This window comes from Acinetobacter sp. SWAC5, from assembly GCF_003419885.1.
Taxonomy (GTDB): domain Bacteria; phylum Pseudomonadota; class Gammaproteobacteria; order Pseudomonadales; family Moraxellaceae; genus Acinetobacter; species Acinetobacter cumulans.
Genome location: NZ_QUWR01000019.1, coordinates 55,208 through 75,945, shown reverse-complemented (window position 1 = coordinate 75,945; position 20,738 = coordinate 55,208). Strand labels below are relative to the sequence as shown.

The 20,738-nt window shown below is 42.2% G+C and carries 21 protein-coding genes; 12 read left to right on the top strand and 9 right to left on the bottom strand.

Features of this window, described 5'->3' with window-relative positions; translation table 11 throughout:
* On the bottom strand, positions 1-827 hold an 827-nt coding region (locus tag DYI81_RS13840), incomplete at its 3' end, for a phage late control D family protein (protein WP_205669747.1).
* A 147-nt stretch (positions 828-974) separates the two neighbouring features.
* A complete protein-coding gene (gene tusA / locus DYI81_RS13835; RefSeq protein WP_106986756.1) occupies positions 975-1,232 on the bottom strand; it encodes a sulfurtransferase TusA in 258 nt (85 codons plus the stop codon).
* Positions 1,233-1,549: 317 nt separating this feature from the next.
* On the opposite strand from tusA, the gene DYI81_RS13830 reads away from it, so the two are divergent.
* Both DYI81_RS13830 and lnt read left to right on the top strand, forming a co-directional pair.
* Entirely contained in the window at positions 1,550-2,389 is an 840-nt protein-coding gene (locus tag DYI81_RS13830; protein WP_106986757.1) for a CBS domain-containing protein, read from the top strand.
* Positions 2,386-3,945 (top strand): apolipoprotein N-acyltransferase, encoded by a 1,560-nt coding sequence (gene lnt / locus DYI81_RS13825; RefSeq protein WP_117007865.1) that lies wholly within the window; start codon positions 2,386-2,388, stop codon positions 3,943-3,945. The genes DYI81_RS13830 and lnt overlap by 4 nt, the downstream gene beginning before the upstream one ends.
* 53 nt (positions 3,946-3,998) lie before the next feature.
* Here the strand turns inward: lnt and DYI81_RS13820 are convergent, their stop codons facing one another.
* From DYI81_RS13820 to gspF, 4 genes are all read right to left on the bottom strand, one after another.
* Complete coding sequence (locus DYI81_RS13820; RefSeq protein WP_106986759.1) at positions 3,999-4,337, bottom strand: tRNA-binding protein; 339 nt, start codon at positions 4,335-4,337, stop codon at positions 3,999-4,001.
* 211 nt (positions 4,338-4,548) lie between these two features.
* A complete protein-coding gene (locus DYI81_RS13815; RefSeq protein ID WP_106986760.1) occupies positions 4,549-4,884 on the bottom strand; it encodes a hypothetical protein in 336 nt (111 codons plus the stop codon).
* Between the two features lie 282 nt (positions 4,885-5,166).
* A complete protein-coding gene (gspG, locus tag DYI81_RS13810; RefSeq protein ID WP_106985523.1) occupies positions 5,167-5,604 on the bottom strand; it encodes a type II secretion system major pseudopilin GspG in 438 nt (145 codons plus the stop codon).
* A 38-nt stretch (positions 5,605-5,642) separates the two neighbouring features.
* A complete protein-coding gene (gspF, locus tag DYI81_RS13805; RefSeq protein WP_106985524.1) occupies positions 5,643-6,848 on the bottom strand; it encodes a type II secretion system inner membrane protein GspF in 1,206 nt (401 codons plus the stop codon).
* Between the two features lie 151 nt (positions 6,849-6,999).
* On the opposite strand from gspF, the gene DYI81_RS13800 reads away from it, so the two are divergent.
* From DYI81_RS13800 to DYI81_RS13755, 10 genes are all read left to right on the top strand, one after another.
* A complete protein-coding gene (locus tag DYI81_RS13800) occupies positions 7,000-9,222 on the top strand; it encodes a primosomal protein N' (RefSeq protein WP_117007864.1) in 2,223 nt (740 codons plus the stop codon).
* 59 nt (positions 9,223-9,281) lie between these two features.
* On the top strand, positions 9,282-11,135 hold the full coding sequence (locus DYI81_RS13795) for a monovalent cation:proton antiporter-2 (CPA2) family protein (RefSeq protein WP_106985526.1): 1,854 nt from the start codon (positions 9,282-9,284) through the stop codon (positions 11,133-11,135).
* A 50-nt stretch (positions 11,136-11,185) separates the two neighbouring features.
* Complete coding sequence (locus tag DYI81_RS13790) at positions 11,186-12,061, top strand: Hsp33 family molecular chaperone HslO (RefSeq protein ID WP_117007862.1); 876 nt, start codon at positions 11,186-11,188, stop codon at positions 12,059-12,061.
* Between the two features lie 265 nt (positions 12,062-12,326).
* Positions 12,327-12,782, top strand: a complete 456-nt coding sequence (locus DYI81_RS13785) for a DUF2147 domain-containing protein (RefSeq protein ID WP_106985528.1) — start codon at positions 12,327-12,329, stop codon at positions 12,780-12,782.
* Positions 12,783-13,086: 304 nt separating this feature from the next.
* Positions 13,087-13,551, top strand: coding sequence for a DUF2147 domain-containing protein (locus DYI81_RS13780; protein ID WP_106985529.1), 465 nt, complete (start codon positions 13,087-13,089; stop codon positions 13,549-13,551).
* Between the two features lie 180 nt (positions 13,552-13,731).
* Complete coding sequence (locus DYI81_RS13775) at positions 13,732-14,190, top strand: DUF2147 domain-containing protein (RefSeq protein WP_106985530.1); 459 nt, start codon at positions 13,732-13,734, stop codon at positions 14,188-14,190.
* A gap of 144 nt (positions 14,191-14,334) precedes the next feature.
* Complete coding sequence (locus DYI81_RS13770; protein ID WP_117007860.1) at positions 14,335-15,294, top strand: DnaJ C-terminal domain-containing protein; 960 nt, start codon at positions 14,335-14,337, stop codon at positions 15,292-15,294.
* Positions 15,295-15,312: 18 nt separating this feature from the next.
* Positions 15,313-15,651 (top strand): chaperone modulator CbpM, encoded by a 339-nt coding sequence (locus tag DYI81_RS13765; protein WP_106985532.1) that lies wholly within the window; start codon positions 15,313-15,315, stop codon positions 15,649-15,651.
* Between the two features lie 75 nt (positions 15,652-15,726).
* Positions 15,727-15,996, top strand: a complete 270-nt coding sequence (locus DYI81_RS13760; protein ID WP_106985533.1) for a DUF465 domain-containing protein — start codon at positions 15,727-15,729, stop codon at positions 15,994-15,996.
* A 156-nt stretch (positions 15,997-16,152) separates the two neighbouring features.
* Positions 16,153-16,602, top strand: coding sequence for a DUF2147 domain-containing protein (locus tag DYI81_RS13755; RefSeq protein ID WP_117007858.1), 450 nt, complete (start codon positions 16,153-16,155; stop codon positions 16,600-16,602).
* Positions 16,603-16,660: 58 nt separating this feature from the next.
* Here the strand turns inward: DYI81_RS13755 and DYI81_RS13750 are convergent, their stop codons facing one another.
* The 3 genes from DYI81_RS13750 to rpsO form a co-directional block, all read right to left on the bottom strand.
* Positions 16,661-17,905: a magnesium transporter CorA family protein gene (locus DYI81_RS13750; protein WP_117007857.1), complete on the bottom strand. Its 1,245-nt coding sequence runs from the start codon at positions 17,903-17,905 to the stop codon at positions 16,661-16,663.
* 90 nt (positions 17,906-17,995) lie between these two features.
* Positions 17,996-20,083: a polyribonucleotide nucleotidyltransferase gene (gene pnp, locus DYI81_RS13745; RefSeq protein ID WP_171356366.1), complete on the bottom strand. Its 2,088-nt coding sequence runs from the start codon at positions 20,081-20,083 to the stop codon at positions 17,996-17,998.
* Between the two features lie 271 nt (positions 20,084-20,354).
* Entirely contained in the window at positions 20,355-20,624 is a 270-nt protein-coding gene (rpsO, locus tag DYI81_RS13740; RefSeq protein ID WP_005007057.1) for a 30S ribosomal protein S15, read from the bottom strand.
* Between the last annotated feature and the right edge of the window lie 114 nt (positions 20,625-20,738).

The window sequence follows — 20,738 nt, the reverse complement described above, 5'->3', positions numbered from 1 at the left end:
ACTGAACCTGCACCTTCTTCTTGGCTGAGGCCATCAGCTTGCCAACGTTGCACATGTACTGCTGTCGGTTGAATGCTACGCTCACCGATAAAGCTAGTGATGCTGTCTTGTTGCTCTGTTGCACTAGAACGATGAAAGCGGATACTGCGACGGCTAAGCGCTTGATATTGACTATTGTCATCAATCAAGCGGAGTTTTTGTTTTTCAATTGGCACTGAGGAATGTGGCACTTTCAGCTGCTCTTCATCAATGAGCCAATTAATGCCTTCACTACGCCAAAGTCGGGTTAAAAAGTCATAATCACTTTCATTCGACTGCATGATGAAGGGCCGAACATCATAGTTTTGGCTTAAACCGCTTAGATCAAGCATTAGACTGGATGCAAAGAGTGGACTTTTGCTTTGCCATTCTTTAAAAATAGCTTCACTGACATCACGCACTGATTTATTCATAAACACACGGCTATTACGACGTTTATGCCACAGCGACGTTGCGTCTTCTAAACTGAGTTTATACAGCGTAAGTGAACCGTCACTCTGGCCTTGAGTGGCTTCGGTGATGATACCCGTAGTACGGAAGAGCTCACCCCGATCTGTCACTTGATCAACAGCAACTTGTACACCAATAAATTGTTTCAGCGGAATCAATGCATTGGTGGATAAGCAAATCAGGGTCGCTTGCAGGCCTTGGTTTAAGACATGCTCCCCATCAATACGTTGAATAAAAAGCTCATCATTCAAAGCAGGATTGGAAAATTGCGCATGTATGGCACGCTTTTGGGCAGATAAGCCTAATTTTTCTAAAATTTTAGCAATCGTATTCAACATTTTTTGAAATCTTTTCTAATTGTTTTTGTATATTTAATCGGCGATATTCTAAGAGCTAGCACCGCCTTAGGCTAGCCCCCATTTTTATTTAAAATGTAAATTATTCAAAATTAAGCTCAAACATAATATTTGAAACGCTTAAATATCTCAGCCCTTCTGCACCAAATAATGAAATTCTTTATTGCCATTTTCATCTAAGCGTTCTTCTTGTAGCAATAGTTCATGGCCCAAGTGCATACAGAACTTTGGAATATCCCAAGACGTTGAATTATCCGTTGCAAATACTTCAACCACATCTCCAGACTTCGATTTACGGATGGCTTGATGCAACATCATCACAGGTTCAGGACAACGCAGTCCACGCGTATTCAATTGAAGGCTTGGTGTGATAGCAGAATCAGACATTGCAAAACTCAGGTGAAGAAAACCCTTTTAGTTTAGCATAGCCCAGTTTATTCCTACATGGTCTTGCTTAAGCCCTACAGATTTCAATCCAGCTTCAGCTCAATCTTTTGCATTTAACATCTAACCTCGCTCTCCGCCATCATTATAGGTGTTGTTGCTTTTTTCAACTTCGCTTGCTGGATTTGATGTAATCCTAAACTTTTAAATAATTTGATCTGAACATTCTACAATCCCGTAGCAATATGCATAGACAACTGTATTTTCTACGGTATGATAAAATCAATTTTTTTAGATATTCAGCGTCTTCAGGAAAGATCATGCACGAGGAATCAGGCCCGTCGTGGGGCATGCGCGGCTTACGAAAATGGTTAGGCACTGCGCCAGAAACCCGCGACGAACTGTTAAAATTAGTACAAGATTCACGTCGTTTTTTAGAACCCGATACTGTTGCAATGCTTGAAGGTGTACTTGACCTTCCTGCAACAAAAATCCGCGAAGTTATGACCCCGCGCACAGCAATGATTAGCTTACAAGAAGATGATGAGCTTCTTGATATCCTACACGTGCTGGTAGAGTCTGCGCATTCGCGTTTCCCAGTTTTCTCTGCCGATCAACCCGACAATGTCGTGGGTATATTATTGGCCAAAGATTTATTGCCGTTTTTAACTGAGCCTACCGCTAAAGTTGATATTCGCGCCTTAATGCGTCAGCCTTTGTTTGTGCCAGAAAGTGCTCGCTCTGATCAAGTGATGCGGATGTTGAAAAACACCCAAACGCATATTGCAATTGTGATTGATGAATACGGCACAACTTCAGGTATCGTGACTTTAGAAGATATCTTGGAGGAAATTGTCGGTGAAATTGAAGATGAACACGACAAAGTGGATGAAGAAGCTGAGTTTATCGTGCCAGATGCAGACCCCAATACTGCAAATACTTGGCTCGTTCAAGCACTTACACCAATCGAACATTTTAACAATGTTTTAGATGCTGACTTTTCGGATGATGAAGTAGAAACTGTTGGCGGTCTATTGCTACAAGAAATTGGTTTAGTGAGCGATTTACAAGGACAAACTGTTGACCTTGAAAATTGGGAATTTACGATTTTGGAAGCAGATGCCCGCACTATTCATCTGATTCGAGCTGTCCGTAAATGAGAACCTTCTTTGACAAGCTGTTAAATCCCGCAGAACAACAAAAACAGCTGCCTTTAATTTTACCTTTGCTGATCGCCCTATTTTCAGGGGCGATTTTTAGCTTAGCACTCGCGCCTTACCATTATTGGTGGCTGGCGATTTTATCGCCTGCATTATTATATGCAAGCCTGCGTAAACGCAGTGCTAAACATGCGTTTTTCATTGGTTTGGCCTATGGTTTTGGTCTTTGGTTTGTTGGCGCATTTTGGCTCTATACCTCTATACACGTATACGGCGATACCAATGCTGTACTGAGCGTGCTAATGATTGCAGTTATGGCCATCGTTATGGGTTTATTTAGCGCGATACAAACATGGCTATATCGTCGGTTTTTCCCAGAAACACCGCTAACATTTGCACCACTCTGGGTTCTGTTTGAATGGGCTAAAACTTGGGTCTTCACAGGTTTCCCTTGGCTCTTTGCAGGCTATGCATTTACTGAACGCTATCTCGACAGCTATGCACCGCTCTTTGGTGTATTTGGCGTGTCTTTTGTGGTGATTGTAATGGCCTGTGCTGTCGTAGAAGTGCTGAATAAACGCATTTTTTGGCTGGTACCTTCAGCTATTTTCTTGCTCGGTGCTTGGGGTGCCTCACAGCTTAGTTTTGTTCAACCTAAAGCTGAAAAACCACTCTCTGTTTCTTTGGTTCAAGGCAATATCCCGCAAGACTTAAAATGGCTAACGGAATATCAAGTCAAAACATTGATGATCTACGCAGAACTTAGCCGTAGTGAGTGGGGTCGTGACTTAATTGTTTGGCCTGAGTCTTCTATTCCGATGTTCCAAACCGACATTGAACCTTTTTTAGATGCCATGAAAGCACAGGCAGATAAAACAGGAACATCATGGGTGACAGGGATTCCTTATTGGGATTTAAAAGCTTCACATGTTGAGCAGCACCCGATGTATTACAACAGCATAATGGCCACAGGTGACAATGCTTCGGGAATGTACAAGAAGCAACGCCTCGTTCCTTTTGGTGAATACATACCCTTATCAGGTCTACTTAGCTGGGTATTGCCTGCAATGCAAAATGATCCATCTATGAGTGGTTTCTCTCGTGGTGCGAGTGATCAAAAGCCTTTAAATATTAAAAATCATCATTTAGGTGCAGCCATTTGTTATGAAGTGGCTTATCCCAACCTAACTCGTCGAAATGCAGCCCAAAGTGATTTCTTGGTGACTGTATCAAATGATGCGTGGTTTACAGGCACTGCAGGTCCTTTACAACACCTGCAAATGGTACAAATGCGCGCTAAAGAAAACGGCCGTTGGTTTATTCGTGCCACTAATACGGGCGTTACCGCCTTTATTGATCACAATGGTCATATTGTAAAACAAGCACCAATGGATCAAGAAGCAGTTTTACGTGGGGACTTACCTGCCATGCAAGGTCAAACCCTGTATACCCGCTTAAGCGATTGGCCAATTTTAGGCTTCTCTATGTTCTTACTCATATTAGGTTGGATTTACCGTCCACGCACTGTGAATGTAAGCTTTAAATCACGTCGCTAATATAAAAAAGAAATAAAAAAACCGGGCTTCAGCTCGGTTTTTTAATACGTGTATTAAAGTAATCTGGTTCCCAATGGAACATCTGCATCAGGTACACATAAGGCCACATGCCCTTCCACATTATGAAAACCCGTCACCAAACACTCAGACTGAATAGGACCAATTTGTTTTTTGGGAAAATTGACTACCGCAAGTACCAACTTACCAATTAAGCCTTCAGGCGAATATAGCTGGGTAATTTGCGCACTGGACTTTTTAATGCCCAATGTCTCCCCAAAATCAATATGTAGAATATAGGCAGGCTTACGGGCTTGCTGAAAAACTTCAGCTTGAATCACCTTTCCCACTCTGAGCTCGACTTTCATAAAGTCTGACCAATCTATATGTTGCATCTCGGATGACGACATCTTTAGCTCCTTGCGATTTTTATGTGCTGTGATTTGAATGAATTCCCATCACTGTACAAAAATCAGCCCCAAAGCATATAACTGAAAGCCGACAATCTATGCATGAATCATGACAAATTTAACCCAAGCCAATCTAGTGGCACAAAAAAACCGAGTTTATATACTCGGTTTGATATACCACATAAGTTTCGGCTGTTTAGAACTGTAGCGCCAAATATGACAACATGCCTGCCAAAGAAAGCATGGGCACATAACGGTAAAGATTGACCACAGCTTTTTCAACAATAGTGCTATGTTCTTGTTTGAGCTTCGCCACTGTTGCTTGTAAAGCCGACCAAAAACTCAAGGCCAACATTGAGCTCATCAAACTAATTGCAAAGAAGCCCACCATAATTTGGCTACTGCCTTCGGTATTTAGCCACAAATGCATAATCCCTTGGCTCACAGGCAACAAGCTTAAAATCAAAAGCACAGATTTCAGCATCGCCCAATGAAATTGGTTAATTTCATCTGTAAGTATTAATGCTTTCATACTGCTCTCCTCTGACTTTCATCCTGTCTATGGAGTTATTATGCAAGCTTTAAATTAAAATAAAAGCCTATATTTATTCATATTTTACGATTATTGTAATCAATAAACTTGGGAATAATTCTTATTATAAATCTCAACTAGAAGATATTATTTATTCCATTATTTTTCAATTACTTATATTATATTTAATAAACAAGAATAATTATCGCTTTAGCCAATATTGAAATAGCCAATGACGTAAAGCGATATATTCAATCACCATTACTTTATAATGATTCTCAATTAGTGCTGGTAATAAATATCAGCATCATTACCTTCACCACCAGACTGGCCATCTGCACCAAATGAGTACAAATCAAAAGGACGGCCTTCTGTCCCTGGAGCAACATATTGTACGTCATTGTCCCAGCTGTCTTTTGGATAGCCACCTTTGACATAGCCTCCTTGTAGCCAGTTTTTTGCAGACTCAGGCTTATTTACTAATGCCCCTAAACCACCATCTTGCATGGATGGGTATTTGCCATTGTCCATTTTGTACTGATCTAAAGCACCCGCTACACTTTTGAGTGTGATTTGTGTGGTATCTACTTTGGCTTTTTCACCACGACCCATCACGTTTGGTACGATTAAAGCCGCCAACACACCTAAAATCACAATAACAACCATCACTTCAATGAGGGTAAAGCCCGATTGTTTTGCGTTTAATCCTTTGCCTTGCATGTTATTACTCTCGTTTATCTCTTTTGGGTTCAACAGGGTTAAATCATATTATTCATATTCACAATCGGTAGCATGACCGCAATCACAATGACCAACACAATACTGGCCATGACCACCAACATCAGTGGCTCTAACAAAGCCAATAAGGTCGAAATTAAAGTGGTTACTTCACGGTCTTGCATAACAGAAGCCCGTTCTAACATGCGGTCCAATTCACCTGAAGATTCACCACTTCGGATCATTTGTACCATCATTGGTGGGAAATAACCACTGCGCTCTAGTTGTGTTGCTAAGTTCCCACCTTCGGTGACTTTTTCAGCTGCAATATTCACTGAATCACGGATGACCCAATTGTTACTGACCGCCGCGCCAATTTTCAGCGCATCCACCAAAGGCACACCTGACTTGGTCAAAATAGATAAGGTACTGGCAAAGCGTGCAGCATTAATACCTTTAGACAGCTTGCCAAACAGGGGCATTTTTAAAGTAAACCGATCAAAAGCATAATGCCCAGCGTTAGTTTTTAAAAATCTGACTAACAACATAATACCGACTGTGGCACCAACCAATAAAAATGGCCAAGCCACACGTATAAAATCACTGGCCTTCATTAAGGCAATGGTAATCCACGGCAGTGCCGCTTTGTCTTGATCAAAGGTTTTTACAATGTCTGGCACCACATAGGTCATTAAACCCATCACAATCGCGAAAGACATCAACATTAAAATAATTGGGTAGATCATGGCCCCTTGAATCTTTTTTTGCATGGCAAAACGATTTTCGGTGTAATCTGCCAATTGATCTAAAATTAAATCCAAGTGCCCAGAACGCTCACCTGCAGCAATGGTGGCAATATAGAGTTCAGGGAAACGCCCAGACTGTTGCAAGGCTTGCGCTAAAGAATGCCCTTCTAGCACTTTTGAGCGCACGGACATTAAAAGGCTTTGCACATGTGCTTTTTCGCTTTGCTTGCCTACCGCTCGAATCGCTTCTTCTAAGGGAATAGCTGCCGCCACCAACACTGCCAATTGCCGCGTCATGAGTGCCAAGTCATAAGAAGTAATACTTTTTTGAAACCAGCGTGGCTGTGCATGTTTATCTTTTTGCTCAATCGGATCTACAGCAACGGGAATTAATGCTTTATCACGTAACTGTTGACGAATCTGACGCGCAGAATCACCTTCAAGCACACCTTTCTGTTGCTTGCCTGACGCATCTATGGCGGTAAACTGATATGCTGGCATTACAATGCTCTAATTTTCCAAAAAACCCTGTTAGCGCAGTTGCGCCCAACCCTCAAAATCATTCATATTCTTAGATATAAATTGTTTGATCACTCTAACACAACTGTTCTTACAGCACGACGAAATTTAATCAGGACCCGACCGCCTTTTTATGCAAGTTTCAGATCTCGCCCCCGCCCCTATCTTTCGTGTCCGTGTGGCCGTCCCTGTACATTTATATGACTGTTTTGATTACAGTCTAAGTGCAGAACTTTATCAACGCGCTGAAGTTGGCACGCGGGTTGCAGTGTCTTTTGGTCGGCAAAATCTGGTCGGCGTGATTATGGAAAAGCTCGCACCTGATGTGCCACTCAATCCAGATATCAAGCTCAAAGCCATTACAGAACTACTTGATGAACGCGCTATTTTAAATACCCAAAGTTTAAGTTTATTGACTTGGGCTGCGCAGTATTATCAATTCCCCATTGGCGAAGTGGTTCATAGTGCTCTTCCTACACTACTGCGCCAAGGTAAACCCTATAACTTGCTGGCACGGACATGGAAACTGTTAGATGCCGAAGCCGAACAAAAAGTAAAACGCTCTGAACGCCAGCAAGAAGCTTATAAAATCTTAAAACTACATCCTGCTGGCACATCCGAAAATGTGCTGAATTTAGCGGGTGTAGAAACTGCAACACTCAAAGCTTTAGAAAAAAAACAAATTTGTCGTTGCGAGTTAGAGGCGCAAGATTTTAGCCCAATGCCGATTCAAATGGCGCAAATGCCTCTGACGGCCAATCCAGAACAGCAGCATGCGATTGATAGCATTCTGAAGGCCCGCAAAAAATATCAAGCTTTTTTACTCGATGGCCTCACAGGTAGTGGTAAAACTGAAGTGTATTTGCAAGTCATGCAAGAGGTTTTAAAACAAGGCAAACAAGTACTGGTCTTGGTACCCGAAATTGGTCTGACACCACAAACCATTAGCCGTTTTCAGTCGCGCTTTCATTGCAATATTGTCTTGTTACATTCAGGCCTCAACGACAGTAAACGCTTACAAGCATGGCAGGCTGCCGAAACAGGCAAAGCCTCGATTATCTTAGGTACGCGCTCAGCCATTTTTAGCCCACTCCCTAACTTAGGTCTGATCGTGCTCGACGAAGAACATGATTTGTCTTTTAAGCAACAAGAAGGCTTTCGTTATCATGCTCGAGATGTAGCATTATATCGTGGCTATTTAGAGCAATGCCCTGTGGTGCTCGGCTCTGCCACGCCAAGTATTGAAAGCTATGCATTGGTGCAACATCAAAAGATGCAATGCTTGGAACTCAACCAGCGTGCAGGCACGGCACTCATGCCTAAAATCCACATTTTGGATTTAAAAATTGCCAAGAAGCAACATGGCATGAGTCAAGCTTTGCTCGATGAGATGAAAAAACGCCTCGATAAAAATGAGCAAGTCTTGGTGTTTTTAAACCGCCGTGGTTATGCGCCTGTGCTGATCTGTGAAAGCTGTGCATGGCAGGCCAAATGCCCACATTGTGATGCCAATTTTACCGTGCATCGTACTCCTTATCAGCATTTGCATTGCCATCACTGTGGTACGATTCATCGCATGCCTGACCACTGCCCACAGTGTGCACATACAGAACTTAAACCTTTGGGCTTAGGCACTGCCAAAGTTGAAGAACATTTAAATGAGCTATTTCCTGATTATGACGTCATTCGGGTCGATCGAGACTCCACCAGTCGCGTAGGTAGCTGGCAAAAAATTTATGACAAAATTCAGCAAAGCCAAGCATCTATTTTATTGGGTACACAAATGCTGGCCAAAGGTCATCATTTTCCTTATGTGACCCTTGTGGCTATTTTAGATATCGACTCAGGCTTATTGAGCGTCGATTTTCGGGCAACTGAGCGCACTGCTCAATTGGTCGTACAAGTAGCTGGGCGTGCTGGTCGTGGCGAGCGTAAAGGGGATGTATATTTACAAACCTTAAGACCTGATCACCCCCTATTAAACACCTTGGTCAAAGAAGACTACCGCCAGTTTGCCAAACAAACTTTACAAGAACGTGAAGCAGCACTCATGCCACCTTTTCGCTATGCAGCACTGGTGCGTTGTGAGTCCAAAAGCCAAGATCTGAACCGTGATTTTTTACAACAGCATGCAGCCTTACTTAGACAAAGTGCTGGCTTAAATGTCGATATTTGGGGCCCAATTCCAGCTCCCATGGAACGTAAAGCAGGCCGCTATCAATCACACATGGTGTTATTGTCACCAGATCGCGCCCGATTACATTTTTATATCCGAAATTGGTGGCAAAATATGTTGCATCAAAAGCCTTCTAGCATGAAATTAACCCTAGATATTGACCCACAAGAACTCAGTTAATTTGATGCTCCTGCTTCAAAGTGACCGCTTATATTGAATGATAAAACGAGGACAGCCTTATGTCATTACTGTTGCAAATCACCCTGTTTCTAGGAGCGTCTTTGCTCCTGGTGCCTTTGTTAAAAAGGCTGGGCATTGCAACAGTACTCGGCTATTTATTTACTGGCATTTTACTGGGGCCCAGTGTATTTAATCTGGCCAGCGACCCAGAAGCCATTCAGGAACTGGCTGAGTTTGGTGTTATTCTCTTAATGTTTATTATTGGCTTAGAGCTTCGCCCACAACGCCTATGGTCGATGCGCCAATCTATTTTTGGTATGGGAAGCCTACAAGTGGGCTTAACAGGTATCTGTTTAGCACTACTTAGCTTTGTGGCTTTACAACAAGGGATTGCCGCCAGCTTTGTGATTGGCTTTGCGCTAGCACTATCTTCTACCGCTTTTGTACTGCAACTTTTGACCGAAAAACAACAACTCAACACCACCTACGGTCAACAATCCTTTTCTATTTTACTGTTTCAAGATATGGCGGCTATTCCCCTACTGGCCATCATTCCAATGCTCGCGGGCACGCAATCGACACATCATGGGATTGCTTATTTTGCTGCCATTGTGGCGACCTTTAGTGGCTTGTTTTTATTTAGTCGCTATCTCATGCGTCCGTTTTTTCGTTTTGTGGCCAAAAGTGGCGCCCACGAACTCATTACCGCTGTGGGACTGTTTATTGTTTTGGCTGTTGTTGGCCTGATGGATGTATTGGGCATTAGCACCACACTCGGGGCATTTTTAACTGGCGTACTTCTCGCTGACTCTGAGTTCCGCCATGAACTTGAAGCCAGTATTGCGCCCTTTAAAGGATTATTGCTTGGTCTATTCTTTATGACCGTCGGCATGACCACACAATTATCGCTGTTTGTCGATGCACCATGGCTTATTATTGGTGGCGCACTCTGCCTGATGTTAGTCAAAATCATCACCCTCACAGGCGTTGCACGTTATTTAAAAAACTCATGGCAAAACAGCTTAATGCTCGCCACTTGCCTGGCTCAAGGGGGTGAATTTGCCTTTGTGGTATTGAGTGTAGCCCGCAGTGAACAAGTGGTGAGCCAAGCCATTGTAGAACCTGTGGTCTTGATGGTGACACTCTCGATGGTTCTCACGCCGATTGCCTACTGGCTGATGAACTCGGTCATCCTACCTCGCTTTAGCCACAGCAAAGTCGTGCCTGAATATGATGATATTCCAGACCAGCACCATCCCGTGATTATTGCGGGCTTTGGCCGTTTTGGCCAAATTATTGCGCGTATTGCACACATTCAACATTTGTCTTTTACTGCCATTGATAGCAATTTAGACAAAGTCGATTTTGTACGTAATTATGGTGGCCAGCTCTACTATGGCGATGCTGCCCAACCGGAAATTTTACGGGCTGCAGGCATTGAGCATGCACGGGTATTTGTGCTGGCCATTGACGACATTGAAGACTCCATGAATGTTGCGCGTCATATTCGCTTAAATTACCCCAACCTAAAAATGCTCGTCCGCGCCCGTGATCGACACCATGTGCACTTATTGCGTGATTTAGGTGTAGAGCATATCTGGCGTGAAACCTATTTATCATCGCTAGGAATGGCTTATCACATGCTCCGCGATGCTGGTATTAATGAAGACGATGCCTATAAAAGTATTGAGCTGTTCCGTGATTATGATGAAAAGCTGTTAGAGCAACAGCAACACATCTATACCGATGAACAAAAAATCTATGAAACACACCGTAATGCCCTTGCTGAACTAGAACATTTATTTGCCAGCGATGCTCAAATGCGCCAACCACCCGCAGGGGTTGATTTACAGCGTGGCTTGCAACGTAATCGAATTGATGTAGCCCGTGATGAAAAGGATGATCTGAAATGACTTGTGTTTTACAATATTGACACCATTAAAGCAGGGTTATGGAGAATTTTATGCCTGATTTACGTCAACGCTTTTTTATTGAAGACAGCCCTGTGCGTGGTGAAGTCGTTCATCTTGAAGATGCCCTACAAACCATTCTTGCACAACGTGACTATGCGCCTGCAATTAAAATTTTATTGGGTGAAATGCTCAGTGCAACGGCGCTATTGGCCAGCACTTTAAAAATTAAAGGCCGTATTAGCTTACAAATTCAAGCTGCAGGGACATTTAAATGGGGCATGGCAGAATGCAACCATTTAGGTGAAGTTCGCGCCTTGGCCGACTATGAAGAAGACCCACACTTCACACAAGCTACCGACAGTAGCGTAGTGCTCCAGACGTTGGTTAATCCCGTGTTATTCATTAACATTGAGCCTGAATTTGGCGAACGTTACCAAGGGATTGTTCCCCTCGACAAGCCAAACCTTGCAGGTTGTTTGATGCAGTACTACGATTTGTCTGCACAAATCCCAACACGTATTGTATTGGCAAGCAATCAACAACGCTCAGGTGGCCTACTCATTCAGCTCTTGCCACGTAATAGTGAAGAAGAGCAAAAACGTGTTGATGAAGATTTGTGGCCTCGTCTAACTATGCTGACTGAAACACTAAATGCAGATGAGCTCACCAACTTAGAAAGCACTGAAATCTTATATCGTTTATATAACGAAGAAGAAGTACGTTTACCTGAAGTTGAACTGCTTAAATTTGGTTGCACATGCTCTAAAGAACGCTGTTCAGATGCACTCAAACAAATTGGCGTAGATGCCGTACGTGAAACCTTAGAACACCAAAATCCAATTCAAATGGATTGCCAGTTCTGTAACAGCCACTACCAATTTTCTGCCGAAGAAGCACTGGGACTATTTGGCGAACATCTCAGCTAAATTCTGTCTGATCTAAAAGCGCCCTTAAGGGCGCTTTTTTTATGCCAAAGCCTATACTTTAAATACAACAACAGCCTCATGCCATGCACTAAAATATTGCAATTTTTATAACACTTAAAGCTTAGAAATCACTCAAAAAAAGCCGATAAACTGCTCTTGTTATTTACATTTGTTCTTGTACACTTTGCGCACACTGAAGGCAAAAATATAATTTCAACCTTCTTTGAATAATTAAAATGACGCTAATAAATAATGGATAATATAGATGAATAAGAAAATTATTTTGGGAGCTTTCGCTCTCTCAATAACCTGCTTTTTTCAAGTGCAGGCTGCCGATCTAGCAGGACGCTGGAAAACAATAGACGATAAAACTGGCTATGCACGTGCAGAAGTTCTCATTAGTAAACTCAAAGATGGTAGCTACACAGGTAAAATTGTGAAAGTCCATGCAATTCCCAACCGTACTGCGATCGACCATTGCGACAAATGTGAAGGCAAATTAAAAAACGCACCTTTAATTGGTCTGCCTATTTTCTCAGGCTTCCATCAAGATGATGAAAATAAAAATGAATACGTTAATGGTAAAGTCATTGATCCATTAACAGGTAATGTCTATCAAGGCAAAGGGCAACTTAATGCACGAGGCAATGTACTCACACTTCGTGGCTATTTAGGTACCACCTTATTGGGCCGTACAGTATCTTGGATCCGTATCGACTAAGACATCAGCTTCACACTGAATACTTGCATTATTTGTCTAATCAACTGACAAATAATGCCTCCCTTCCCCGCAACTGTCTCTCGTCATGCACGCCATAATGATAGTTCAACCAGCTCAATGTGATTGAGTTTTCACTTTCATATTCAGAGTGCAATATATTTAATAATTTATGTGAATTTTATATTTTTTAATCACCTGATTTACCTAGTATTTCTTTGCTTATTTAAGCTATATTAAATCCATACTTTTTTTATGCCTATCTGCTTAGGCAGATTTTCTCCTTCCTAGTGTGGATTGTTCAATTATGAAAAAGCACCCCTTCACTGCACTCATTCTCGCATTTAGCTTTGTGGCAAGCGTACCTGCATGGGCAGCCACAAGCGACCCTTTGGTGGGGACATGGAAAACCATCGATGACCGCACGGGTTATTCGCTCTCAGATGTGATTATTCAAAAAAACAAAAACAATGAGTACAGCGCCAAAATTATTAATGTGCGTAGTGTGCCTGGTGCAGAAAGCATGACCACCTGCATCAAATGTACAGGCCCAGAAAAAAATCAACCTTTGGTGGGTTTAACAACACTCACGGGACTAACTACAGACCCACACAATGCCCTTGAGTTTAATGGTGGTCATCTCCTTGATCCCAAATCTGGCCAACGTTACCAAGCTCGTGCACGTTTAATGAGTAACGGTAAACATCTGATCATTCGCAGTAGCATGGAAGGTGCAGCTGTAGGCCGAAATATCACTTGGGTTAAAAACTAAACCAAAGCCCCTGTTAAAAGGGGCTTTTTTTCACCATTTTATTCCACACAATTTTAGATAGAGCCAGCATTTAGCCCATATAATGTGACACAGATAACAATATATCTGTTTGTTTTTTATAAATTAAATTATTAGAATAACTACTCTAAAAAATACATAAAACTTAGATTAGGGATATCTATGGTTGCATATAAAAGTATATTCACTGCGCTCATTTTTTCTGTCATCAGTAGCCTCGGCTATGCCAGTGAAGATCCATTGGTCGGTAAATGGAAAACCATTGATGATCGGACTGGATATTCACGTGCTGATGTTGAAATTAAGAAAAAGCCTGACGGGACCTATGAAGGTATTATTGTAGAAACTCGTAATATCCCAGGCACCGACAAAATGGTGATCTGTAGTAATTGTCCAGGTCAATTAAAGGACAAACCATTTTTAGGCTTACCTTTCATTTGGGGGTTTAAAAACGATCCAGACAATCCTCTCGCTTATGTACAAGGGAAAGTCTTAGACCCAATTGGCGGTAAAATTTATAAAGGTAAAGCACGCTTAAATGCCTCAGGCAAACGCCTCACCATTCGTGGTTATGTCGGTGTATCTGTTATTGGTCGTAGTGTGACATGGATTAAATACTAAGCCTCTGCATACTTGAATCAAAGCCTCATTTTAGAGGCTTTTTTATTGTCATGATTTGAAACAATCTGCTGCAAATAAACACTGTTTCAGAAATATGAACGTCATACTATTGATTAAAATACAATCAATTTATAAACAACAAGTATGACGACAAAAGTCCCCAAAAATTATTATGAAATTCTGGGTGTAACACGAGAGGCTTCTGCGGAGCAGATCAAAAAAGCCTATCGTAAATTAGCTCGGAAATATCATCCCGATGTCAGCAAAGAGGATGATGCTGAAGCACGTATGCAAGAAGTTAATATTGCTTATGACACACTCAGCGATGCAGAAAAAAAACAAGAATATGACTTCCAGTTAGATCACCCAAACTTCAGCCATAGCAACGTCAACCAGACGCAAGGCAGTGACTTTACTGACTCTGCTTTTCATCACTATCGTAGCTCACAGCAGCAATCTGATTTTAGCGGTTTTGAGGATTTATTCGGTCGCTTTGGTTCAGGCTTTGGCGGTGGGCGAAATCATCAACATGATGGTGCAATGCGTTATAAAGGTGAAGATCAACATGCACGGATCGATCTAGAACTTCAGGTTGCCTATGACGGCAGTACCCAAAAATTCAGTTTACAAATTCCTACTTATAACGCTTATGGTGAAGCTGAGGTTCAGCGTAAAACGCTTGAAGTTAAAATTCCAGCTGGGCTTAAAGATGGTCAACAAATTCGCCTGAATGGGCAAGGCCAGCAAGGCATAAATGGCGGTGAAAATGGCGACTTATATATCGAAGTTCACTACCCAGCTACGCATAGTTATCATGTCGATGGCGCTCATGTTTACTGTCATGTAGACATTAGTCCTTGGGAAGCAGCCTTAGGACAAAATATTCGGGTTAATCTTCCCAATGGACGTCATGTAGATGTCAGCTTGCCAAAAAATGCCAAAACAGGCCAACAACTGCGACTGAAAGATCAAGGTATTCCATCCCAACCCGCAGGGCATTTATATTTAATCTTAAATATCGTGTTGCCCGTTGCGCAAACCGACCAACAATTACGTGCCTACCAAGATTTTGCTGAAGCATTTCATCAATTTAATCCTCGTTAGTGTTAAGGAGAAATCTCTATGACCACGATTCATTACCGCGAAGTGACCTGCAATGACAGTTCGCATATTGAAATTGTCGATGATCAACGTAGCTTCGACTTAAACCATTTTGCAGCTGCTTGTGGCCAAAGCCCAGAGTGGGTATTACAACTTTTAGAATACGATATTTTGAGCAATCGACCAGATGAACGCATTCATCAATTTTTTGGAGATGATATTTCGCGTGCGCGTCGTGCTTACCGTTTACAGCGTGACTTTAACGCCAGTTTTACCGCTGTAGCCATGATGCTTGACTTGATTGATGAAGTACAACAGCTACGCAAACAAGTCAAACAACAACATTTGCACTCACACTAACAGTGGAATGATGAGGGCTAGCACAATCCGAAGCATAGCCTATACTTTAATCAGCCAAGAGAACCATGCATCACCATGAAAATCAAAGACTGTAATAAAAAAGTAAAAAATATGTTCCCAGAATATCGAGAGCGTATCCAACAACTTCGGGAGGAAAACCCACATTTCGCCCAAATGTTTGAACAACATTGCGAGCTCGATCAATCTATTACCCAATTGGAATTAGATCCACTCAACCATTTGCATGAAGATATCGAAGCACTCAAGCGGAAAAAACTTAAACTGAAAGACGAAATGTATCGCTTACTGAAAGATGCTGTGCCGCAGCATCCGACTTCACCCTAGTTTTGGCGAGTGACGATATAGTGTGTCATACAGTAACACCCGTAAAAACACCTAGCTTACTTCGTGTCAGCGATTTAATAGTGAATTAAAAATAAGTTATGCAGGAGCACACCTGCAATGGAAATGCCATAACAACAAAGATGAATAGGGAAAATTATGATATTGAAACGTGTTCTATCTATCACACTACTCGGTTTTTGTAGCACTCTGTATGCCAATGATATGGTTGGGGTTTGGAAAACCATTGATGAACAAACGGGCTACTCGCGTGCAGATGTCACCATCACTAAAAATAGCGATGGAAGCTATACAGGTAAAATTACTGCCATTCGACCACTGCCCTATAAAGCCCTCGTTGAAACTTGTGAAAAGTGTAAAGGCCCTCTTAAAAATACTAAATTGGTGGGACTTGAAATATTAAAAGGGTTTAAACAAAACCCACAACATGAAAATGAATTTATGGGCGGGACTGTGCTCGATCCACTGTCTGGGAATGTCTACAAAGGCAAAGCTAAACTCAATCCGACTGGCAAGCGGCTCACAATGCGTGGCTATATTGGTGTCTCTGCACTCGGCCGAAGCACCACGTGGATTCGCGCAGAATAATCAACACAACCTTGGGTGAAACCTTAGCTTTCACCCAGCGTATAAACTGAAAGCAACTTTATTTTTTCACCGCCAGTTTTTCAATTTCCTTTAAAGTCTTTTTGGTTCCACTGACCGTTTGCTTAATTGGCTCATAATCCATAAACCACAGTAAATTTACGTGCTGGTCGGTTTGTTGTTGTGCCAACATATCTATTACACTTTTTTCTCCACGGCCAACCAAATGGCGACGGTAAAAATAATAAATAAGAATCAAGGTCGTCATCAGCATAATAGCCAACATGATCCAAAATCCTGTCGGAGATTTTAAGCCAGGAATAAACTCAAAGTTCATTCCATACACCCCTGTCAATAAAGTGAGTGGTGCAAATATGGCGGTAATGATGGCCAAAATACGCATGTTTTCATTGGTTTGATTGGCAATGGCTGAAAAATGTAAATCAATAGCCGCTTGAACTGCAGAGCGTAATCGAGTTGTATGCTTTTGAATTCGCTCCACGTGGCTACTTAAATCATCCACGCGTAGCAACATAATGTCTTGCTTTTCACTGCGCTTCTTACCTTTGAGATGTGAGTAATTATCAACAATTTCATCACGCAATTCTTGCAAGACTTCGATCTGCTCTTCACACAGGTTTTCAATTTGTTGAAAGGCCATATTTTCCTGCAAAAGCTGATGCCACTTAGTAAAGCGTCGATGACCTTGCAACAGCTCTTGTTGCCAAAATTCGACACGACGCGTTAATGGCACCCGTAAATCTAAATATCCATCTACCATGGTATTGAGCAAACGTAGGGCTAAATCAAGCGGTGTAATCGGGAGTTTACGCGGTTTGTGATGTTCTTCGATCGGTCGCGTCAACACCGTTTCAATACGTTGTACATAACTTTCAATTTCTTTATTGCCCTGTTCACGTACCGTCACCAAGATCTGTGGCGTCATTAAAAAGCTAATCGGTGTTGTGGCTAAGCCAAACAGGCGATCGTGCTTTTCCTTGCTAGGTGTATCCAATTTAATCTGATCATCTGGTGTAATCAGTTTACGGAAAATCAGTAGGTCATAATCGTCGAGGGCATCAAAGGCGCAAGGATGTTCTAAATTTAAAATATCACGCAAATGGTATTCATTCACCCACAGCTGAGTAAGTTGATAGAGCTCTTGTTGCCAATGCTCTGCCCGATTCACTAAATCCTCACGGGTAAAATCGAGCCAAATAAATTCAGCATCTTGATGCTCTAGCGCTGTCTTTTGGACAAAGATATGTTGCCCTGTGGGGTGCTGATAAAAATAATAGCTTTGCATGTCTCAAATTATTATGGCTTTTCTTTATGACGCATCATGCCATAAAAAAAGCCCTCAATTGAGGGCTTTTTTGTTTAGAACATCACAAGATTAAGCTTGTTCGATGTCTTTCATTGTTAACTTGATACGACCACGGTTGTCGACATCAGCAACTTGAACTTTGATCTCTTGACCTTCTTTCAATACGTCTGCAACGTTTGCAATACGCTCGTTAGAAATTTGAGAGATGTGAAGCAAGCCGTCAGTACCTGGAAGGATGTTGACGAACGCACCGAATTCAACGATACGGATTACTTTACCAGTGTAGATTGTACCTGGTTCGATTTCAGCAGTAAGCGCTTGGATTTTCGCAACAGCAGCAGAAGCAGCCGCTTTAGTTTCACCAAATACGCGAACTGTACCGTTATCTTCGATATCGATTGCAGCTTTAGTTTCTTCAGTGATTGCACGGATTGTTGCACCACCTTTACCAATCACATCACGGATTTTGTCCGGGTTGATGTTGATCACTTGGAATGTAGGCGCGTGCATAGAAATTTCTGGACGAGCGCGTGAAATCACTTGGTTCATTTCGTTCAGGATGTGCATACGGCCAGCATAAGCTTGGTTCAATGCAGTTTCCATGATCTCTTCAGTAATACCTTCGATCTTGATGTCCATTTGAAGCGCAGTAATACCGTTTGCAGAACCTGCTACTTTAAAGTCCATGTCACCAAGGTGGTCTTCGTCACCCAAGATGTCAGAAAGAACTGCGAAACGCTCGCCTTCTTTTACTAGACCCATTGCGATACCCGCAACTGGTGCTTTAAGTGGAACACCTGCATCCATAAGTGATAGAGAAGCACCACATACAGAAGCCATTGAAGATGAACCGTTTGATTCTGTAATGTCAGATACGATACGGATCACGTACGGGAAGCGGTCAGCTGCAGGAAGAACAGCTTGAACACCACGACGTGCTAGACGACCGTGACCGATTTCACGACGTTTAGGACCTGATTCACGACCCGTTTCACCTACAGAGTATGCAGGGAAGTTGTAGTGCAACATGAAGTTATCAGTTTTCGTACCTGCAAGGGTATCAACCATTAACGCATCACGTGTATTACCCAAAGTTGTTGTTACCAACGCCTGAGTTTCACCACGTGTGAACAATGCAGAACCGTGAGCACGGTCTAATACACCAACTTGTACGTCGATTGCACGAACAGTTTTTGTATCACGACCATCAATACGTGGCTTACCAGACAAGATGTTGTCACGTACTGTACGATATTTAAGATCTTCGAATAATTCGTTCACTTCGTCAGCAATGCCAGTTTCGTCATTTTCAGGAACGAATTGAGCCAATGCTTCTTCAGACAATGCATCAAGCGCTGCATAACGTTCATGCTTAACAGCAATAGTATAAGCATCAGAAATTTTCGCTTCGAATGCGTCTTTCAGTTTGCCAAGAAGTTCTTCGTTTTTAACTGGAGCAACCCAAGTTGATTCAACTGCACCAGCAGCTGCAGCAAATTCTTTGATCGCTTGGATCGCAATTTGCATTTCGTCATGACCGAACAATACAGCGCCAAGCATTTGGTCTTCTGAAAGTTCTTTCGCTTCAGATTCAACCATAAGCACTGCAGATTCTGTACCTGCAACAACAAGGTCAAGATCAGATTCTTTTAACTGTTCGTGGTTCGGGTTAAGAATGTATTCGCCGTTGATTAAACCAACACGCGCACCACCGATAGGACCACGGAACGGCGTACCTGCGATAGAAAGCGCAGCAGATGTACCTAACATTGCAGCAATGTCAGCATCCATCGTTTTGTCAGAAGAAATAACAGTCGCTGTTACTTGGATTTCGTTGAAGTAACCTTCTGGGAACAACGGACGAATTGGACGGTCGATTAGACGTGAAATTAGAGTTTCAGCTTCAGACGCGCGGCCTTCACGCTTGCCATAACCACCAGGGATACGACCAGCTGCATATTGTTTTTCTTGGTAGTTAACAGTCAATGGGAAGAAGTCTTGACCTGCTTTTGCTTTTGGTTGAGCAACTACAGCAACAAGGACTTGTACGCCCCCCATTGTGATTACAACAGTGTTTGCTTGACGTGCAACACGGCCTGTTTCAAGCACAACATTGTGCTGACCAAATTGGAATTCTTTACGAATAATATTAAACATCGACATGTTTTATTTTTTCCTAGTTCTTGTGAACAATTATTCTAGTGGAGACCCCTAAGGTTTGGCATTCACTCAGCTAAACACTAGCCCGCAACATAAATGACAAAGCTTAGAAGCCGACCTCACTAGAGACATTAAATACACATTTAAGACACAAAGAAGGAGCGAATCATCGCCCCTTCCCCATTATCCAACCAAGGTTGGATAGACTTTAGATTTCAGTATTACGGCATTCGACATGCAATAGTCCGAAAATCAAAGTTTAATCGAATTAACGACGTAAACCTAAAGCAGCAATCAAAGCGCTGTAACGAGTAGCGTCTTTACCTTTAAGGTAGTCAAGAAGCTTACGACGTTGGTTAACCATACGGATAAGACCGCGACGGCTATGATGGTCGTGTTTGTGTTCTTTGAAGTGACCTTGCAAATCATTGATTTGAGCAGTTAAAAGAGCTACTTGAACTTCTGGTGAACCAGTGTCGTTTTCAGCGCGAGCGAATTTTGCAACGATCTCTGCGCGATCTGCGTTTGTTAAAGCCATTCGATTTCTCCGAGATGCTTAATAAGTTACTTTTGATACAAATCAAACTGATTCTTCAAAACCAATTTGACTGCCGTGCATCACTACAGCAAGTCCAATATATTAAGGGAAAAT

Excerpts from the sequence above, each read along its gene's own strand:
- tusA (WP_106986756.1), bottom strand. The coding sequence starts at position 1,232 with ATGTCTGATTCTGCTATCACACCAAGCCTTCAATTGAATACGCGTGGA.
- DYI81_RS13830 (WP_106986757.1), top strand. The coding sequence starts at position 1,550 with ATGCACGAGGAATCAGGCCCGTCGTGGGGCATGCGCGGCTTACGAAAA.
- lnt (WP_117007865.1), top strand. The coding sequence starts at position 2,386 with ATGAGAACCTTCTTTGACAAGCTGTTAAATCCCGCAGAACAACAAAAA.
- DYI81_RS13820 (WP_106986759.1), bottom strand. The coding sequence starts at position 4,337 with ATGCAACATATAGATTGGTCAGACTTTATGAAAGTCGAGCTCAGAGTG.
- DYI81_RS13815 (WP_106986760.1), bottom strand. The coding sequence starts at position 4,884 with ATGAAAGCATTAATACTTACAGATGAAATTAACCAATTTCATTGGGCG.
- gspG (WP_106985523.1), bottom strand. The coding sequence starts at position 5,604 with ATGCAAGGCAAAGGATTAAACGCAAAACAATCGGGCTTTACCCTCATT.
- gspF (WP_106985524.1), bottom strand. The coding sequence starts at position 6,848 with ATGCCAGCATATCAGTTTACCGCCATAGATGCGTCAGGCAAGCAACAG.
- DYI81_RS13800 (WP_117007864.1), top strand. The coding sequence starts at position 7,000 with ATGCAAGTTTCAGATCTCGCCCCCGCCCCTATCTTTCGTGTCCGTGTG.
- DYI81_RS13795 (WP_106985526.1), top strand. The coding sequence starts at position 9,282 with ATGTCATTACTGTTGCAAATCACCCTGTTTCTAGGAGCGTCTTTGCTC.
- DYI81_RS13790 (WP_117007862.1), top strand. The coding sequence starts at position 11,186 with ATGCCTGATTTACGTCAACGCTTTTTTATTGAAGACAGCCCTGTGCGT.
- DYI81_RS13785 (WP_106985528.1), top strand. The coding sequence starts at position 12,327 with ATGAATAAGAAAATTATTTTGGGAGCTTTCGCTCTCTCAATAACCTGC.
- DYI81_RS13780 (WP_106985529.1), top strand. The coding sequence starts at position 13,087 with ATGAAAAAGCACCCCTTCACTGCACTCATTCTCGCATTTAGCTTTGTG.
- DYI81_RS13775 (WP_106985530.1), top strand. The coding sequence starts at position 13,732 with ATGGTTGCATATAAAAGTATATTCACTGCGCTCATTTTTTCTGTCATC.
- DYI81_RS13770 (WP_117007860.1), top strand. The coding sequence starts at position 14,335 with ATGACGACAAAAGTCCCCAAAAATTATTATGAAATTCTGGGTGTAACA.
- DYI81_RS13765 (WP_106985532.1), top strand. The coding sequence starts at position 15,313 with ATGACCACGATTCATTACCGCGAAGTGACCTGCAATGACAGTTCGCAT.
- DYI81_RS13760 (WP_106985533.1), top strand. The coding sequence starts at position 15,727 with ATGAAAATCAAAGACTGTAATAAAAAAGTAAAAAATATGTTCCCAGAA.
- DYI81_RS13755 (WP_117007858.1), top strand. The coding sequence starts at position 16,153 with ATGATATTGAAACGTGTTCTATCTATCACACTACTCGGTTTTTGTAGC.
- DYI81_RS13750 (WP_117007857.1), bottom strand. The coding sequence starts at position 17,905 with ATGCAAAGCTATTATTTTTATCAGCACCCCACAGGGCAACATATCTTT.
- pnp (WP_171356366.1), bottom strand. The coding sequence starts at position 20,083 with ATGTTTAATATTATTCGTAAAGAATTCCAATTTGGTCAGCACAATGTT.
- rpsO (WP_005007057.1), bottom strand. The coding sequence starts at position 20,624 with ATGGCTTTAACAAACGCAGATCGCGCAGAGATCGTTGCAAAATTCGCT.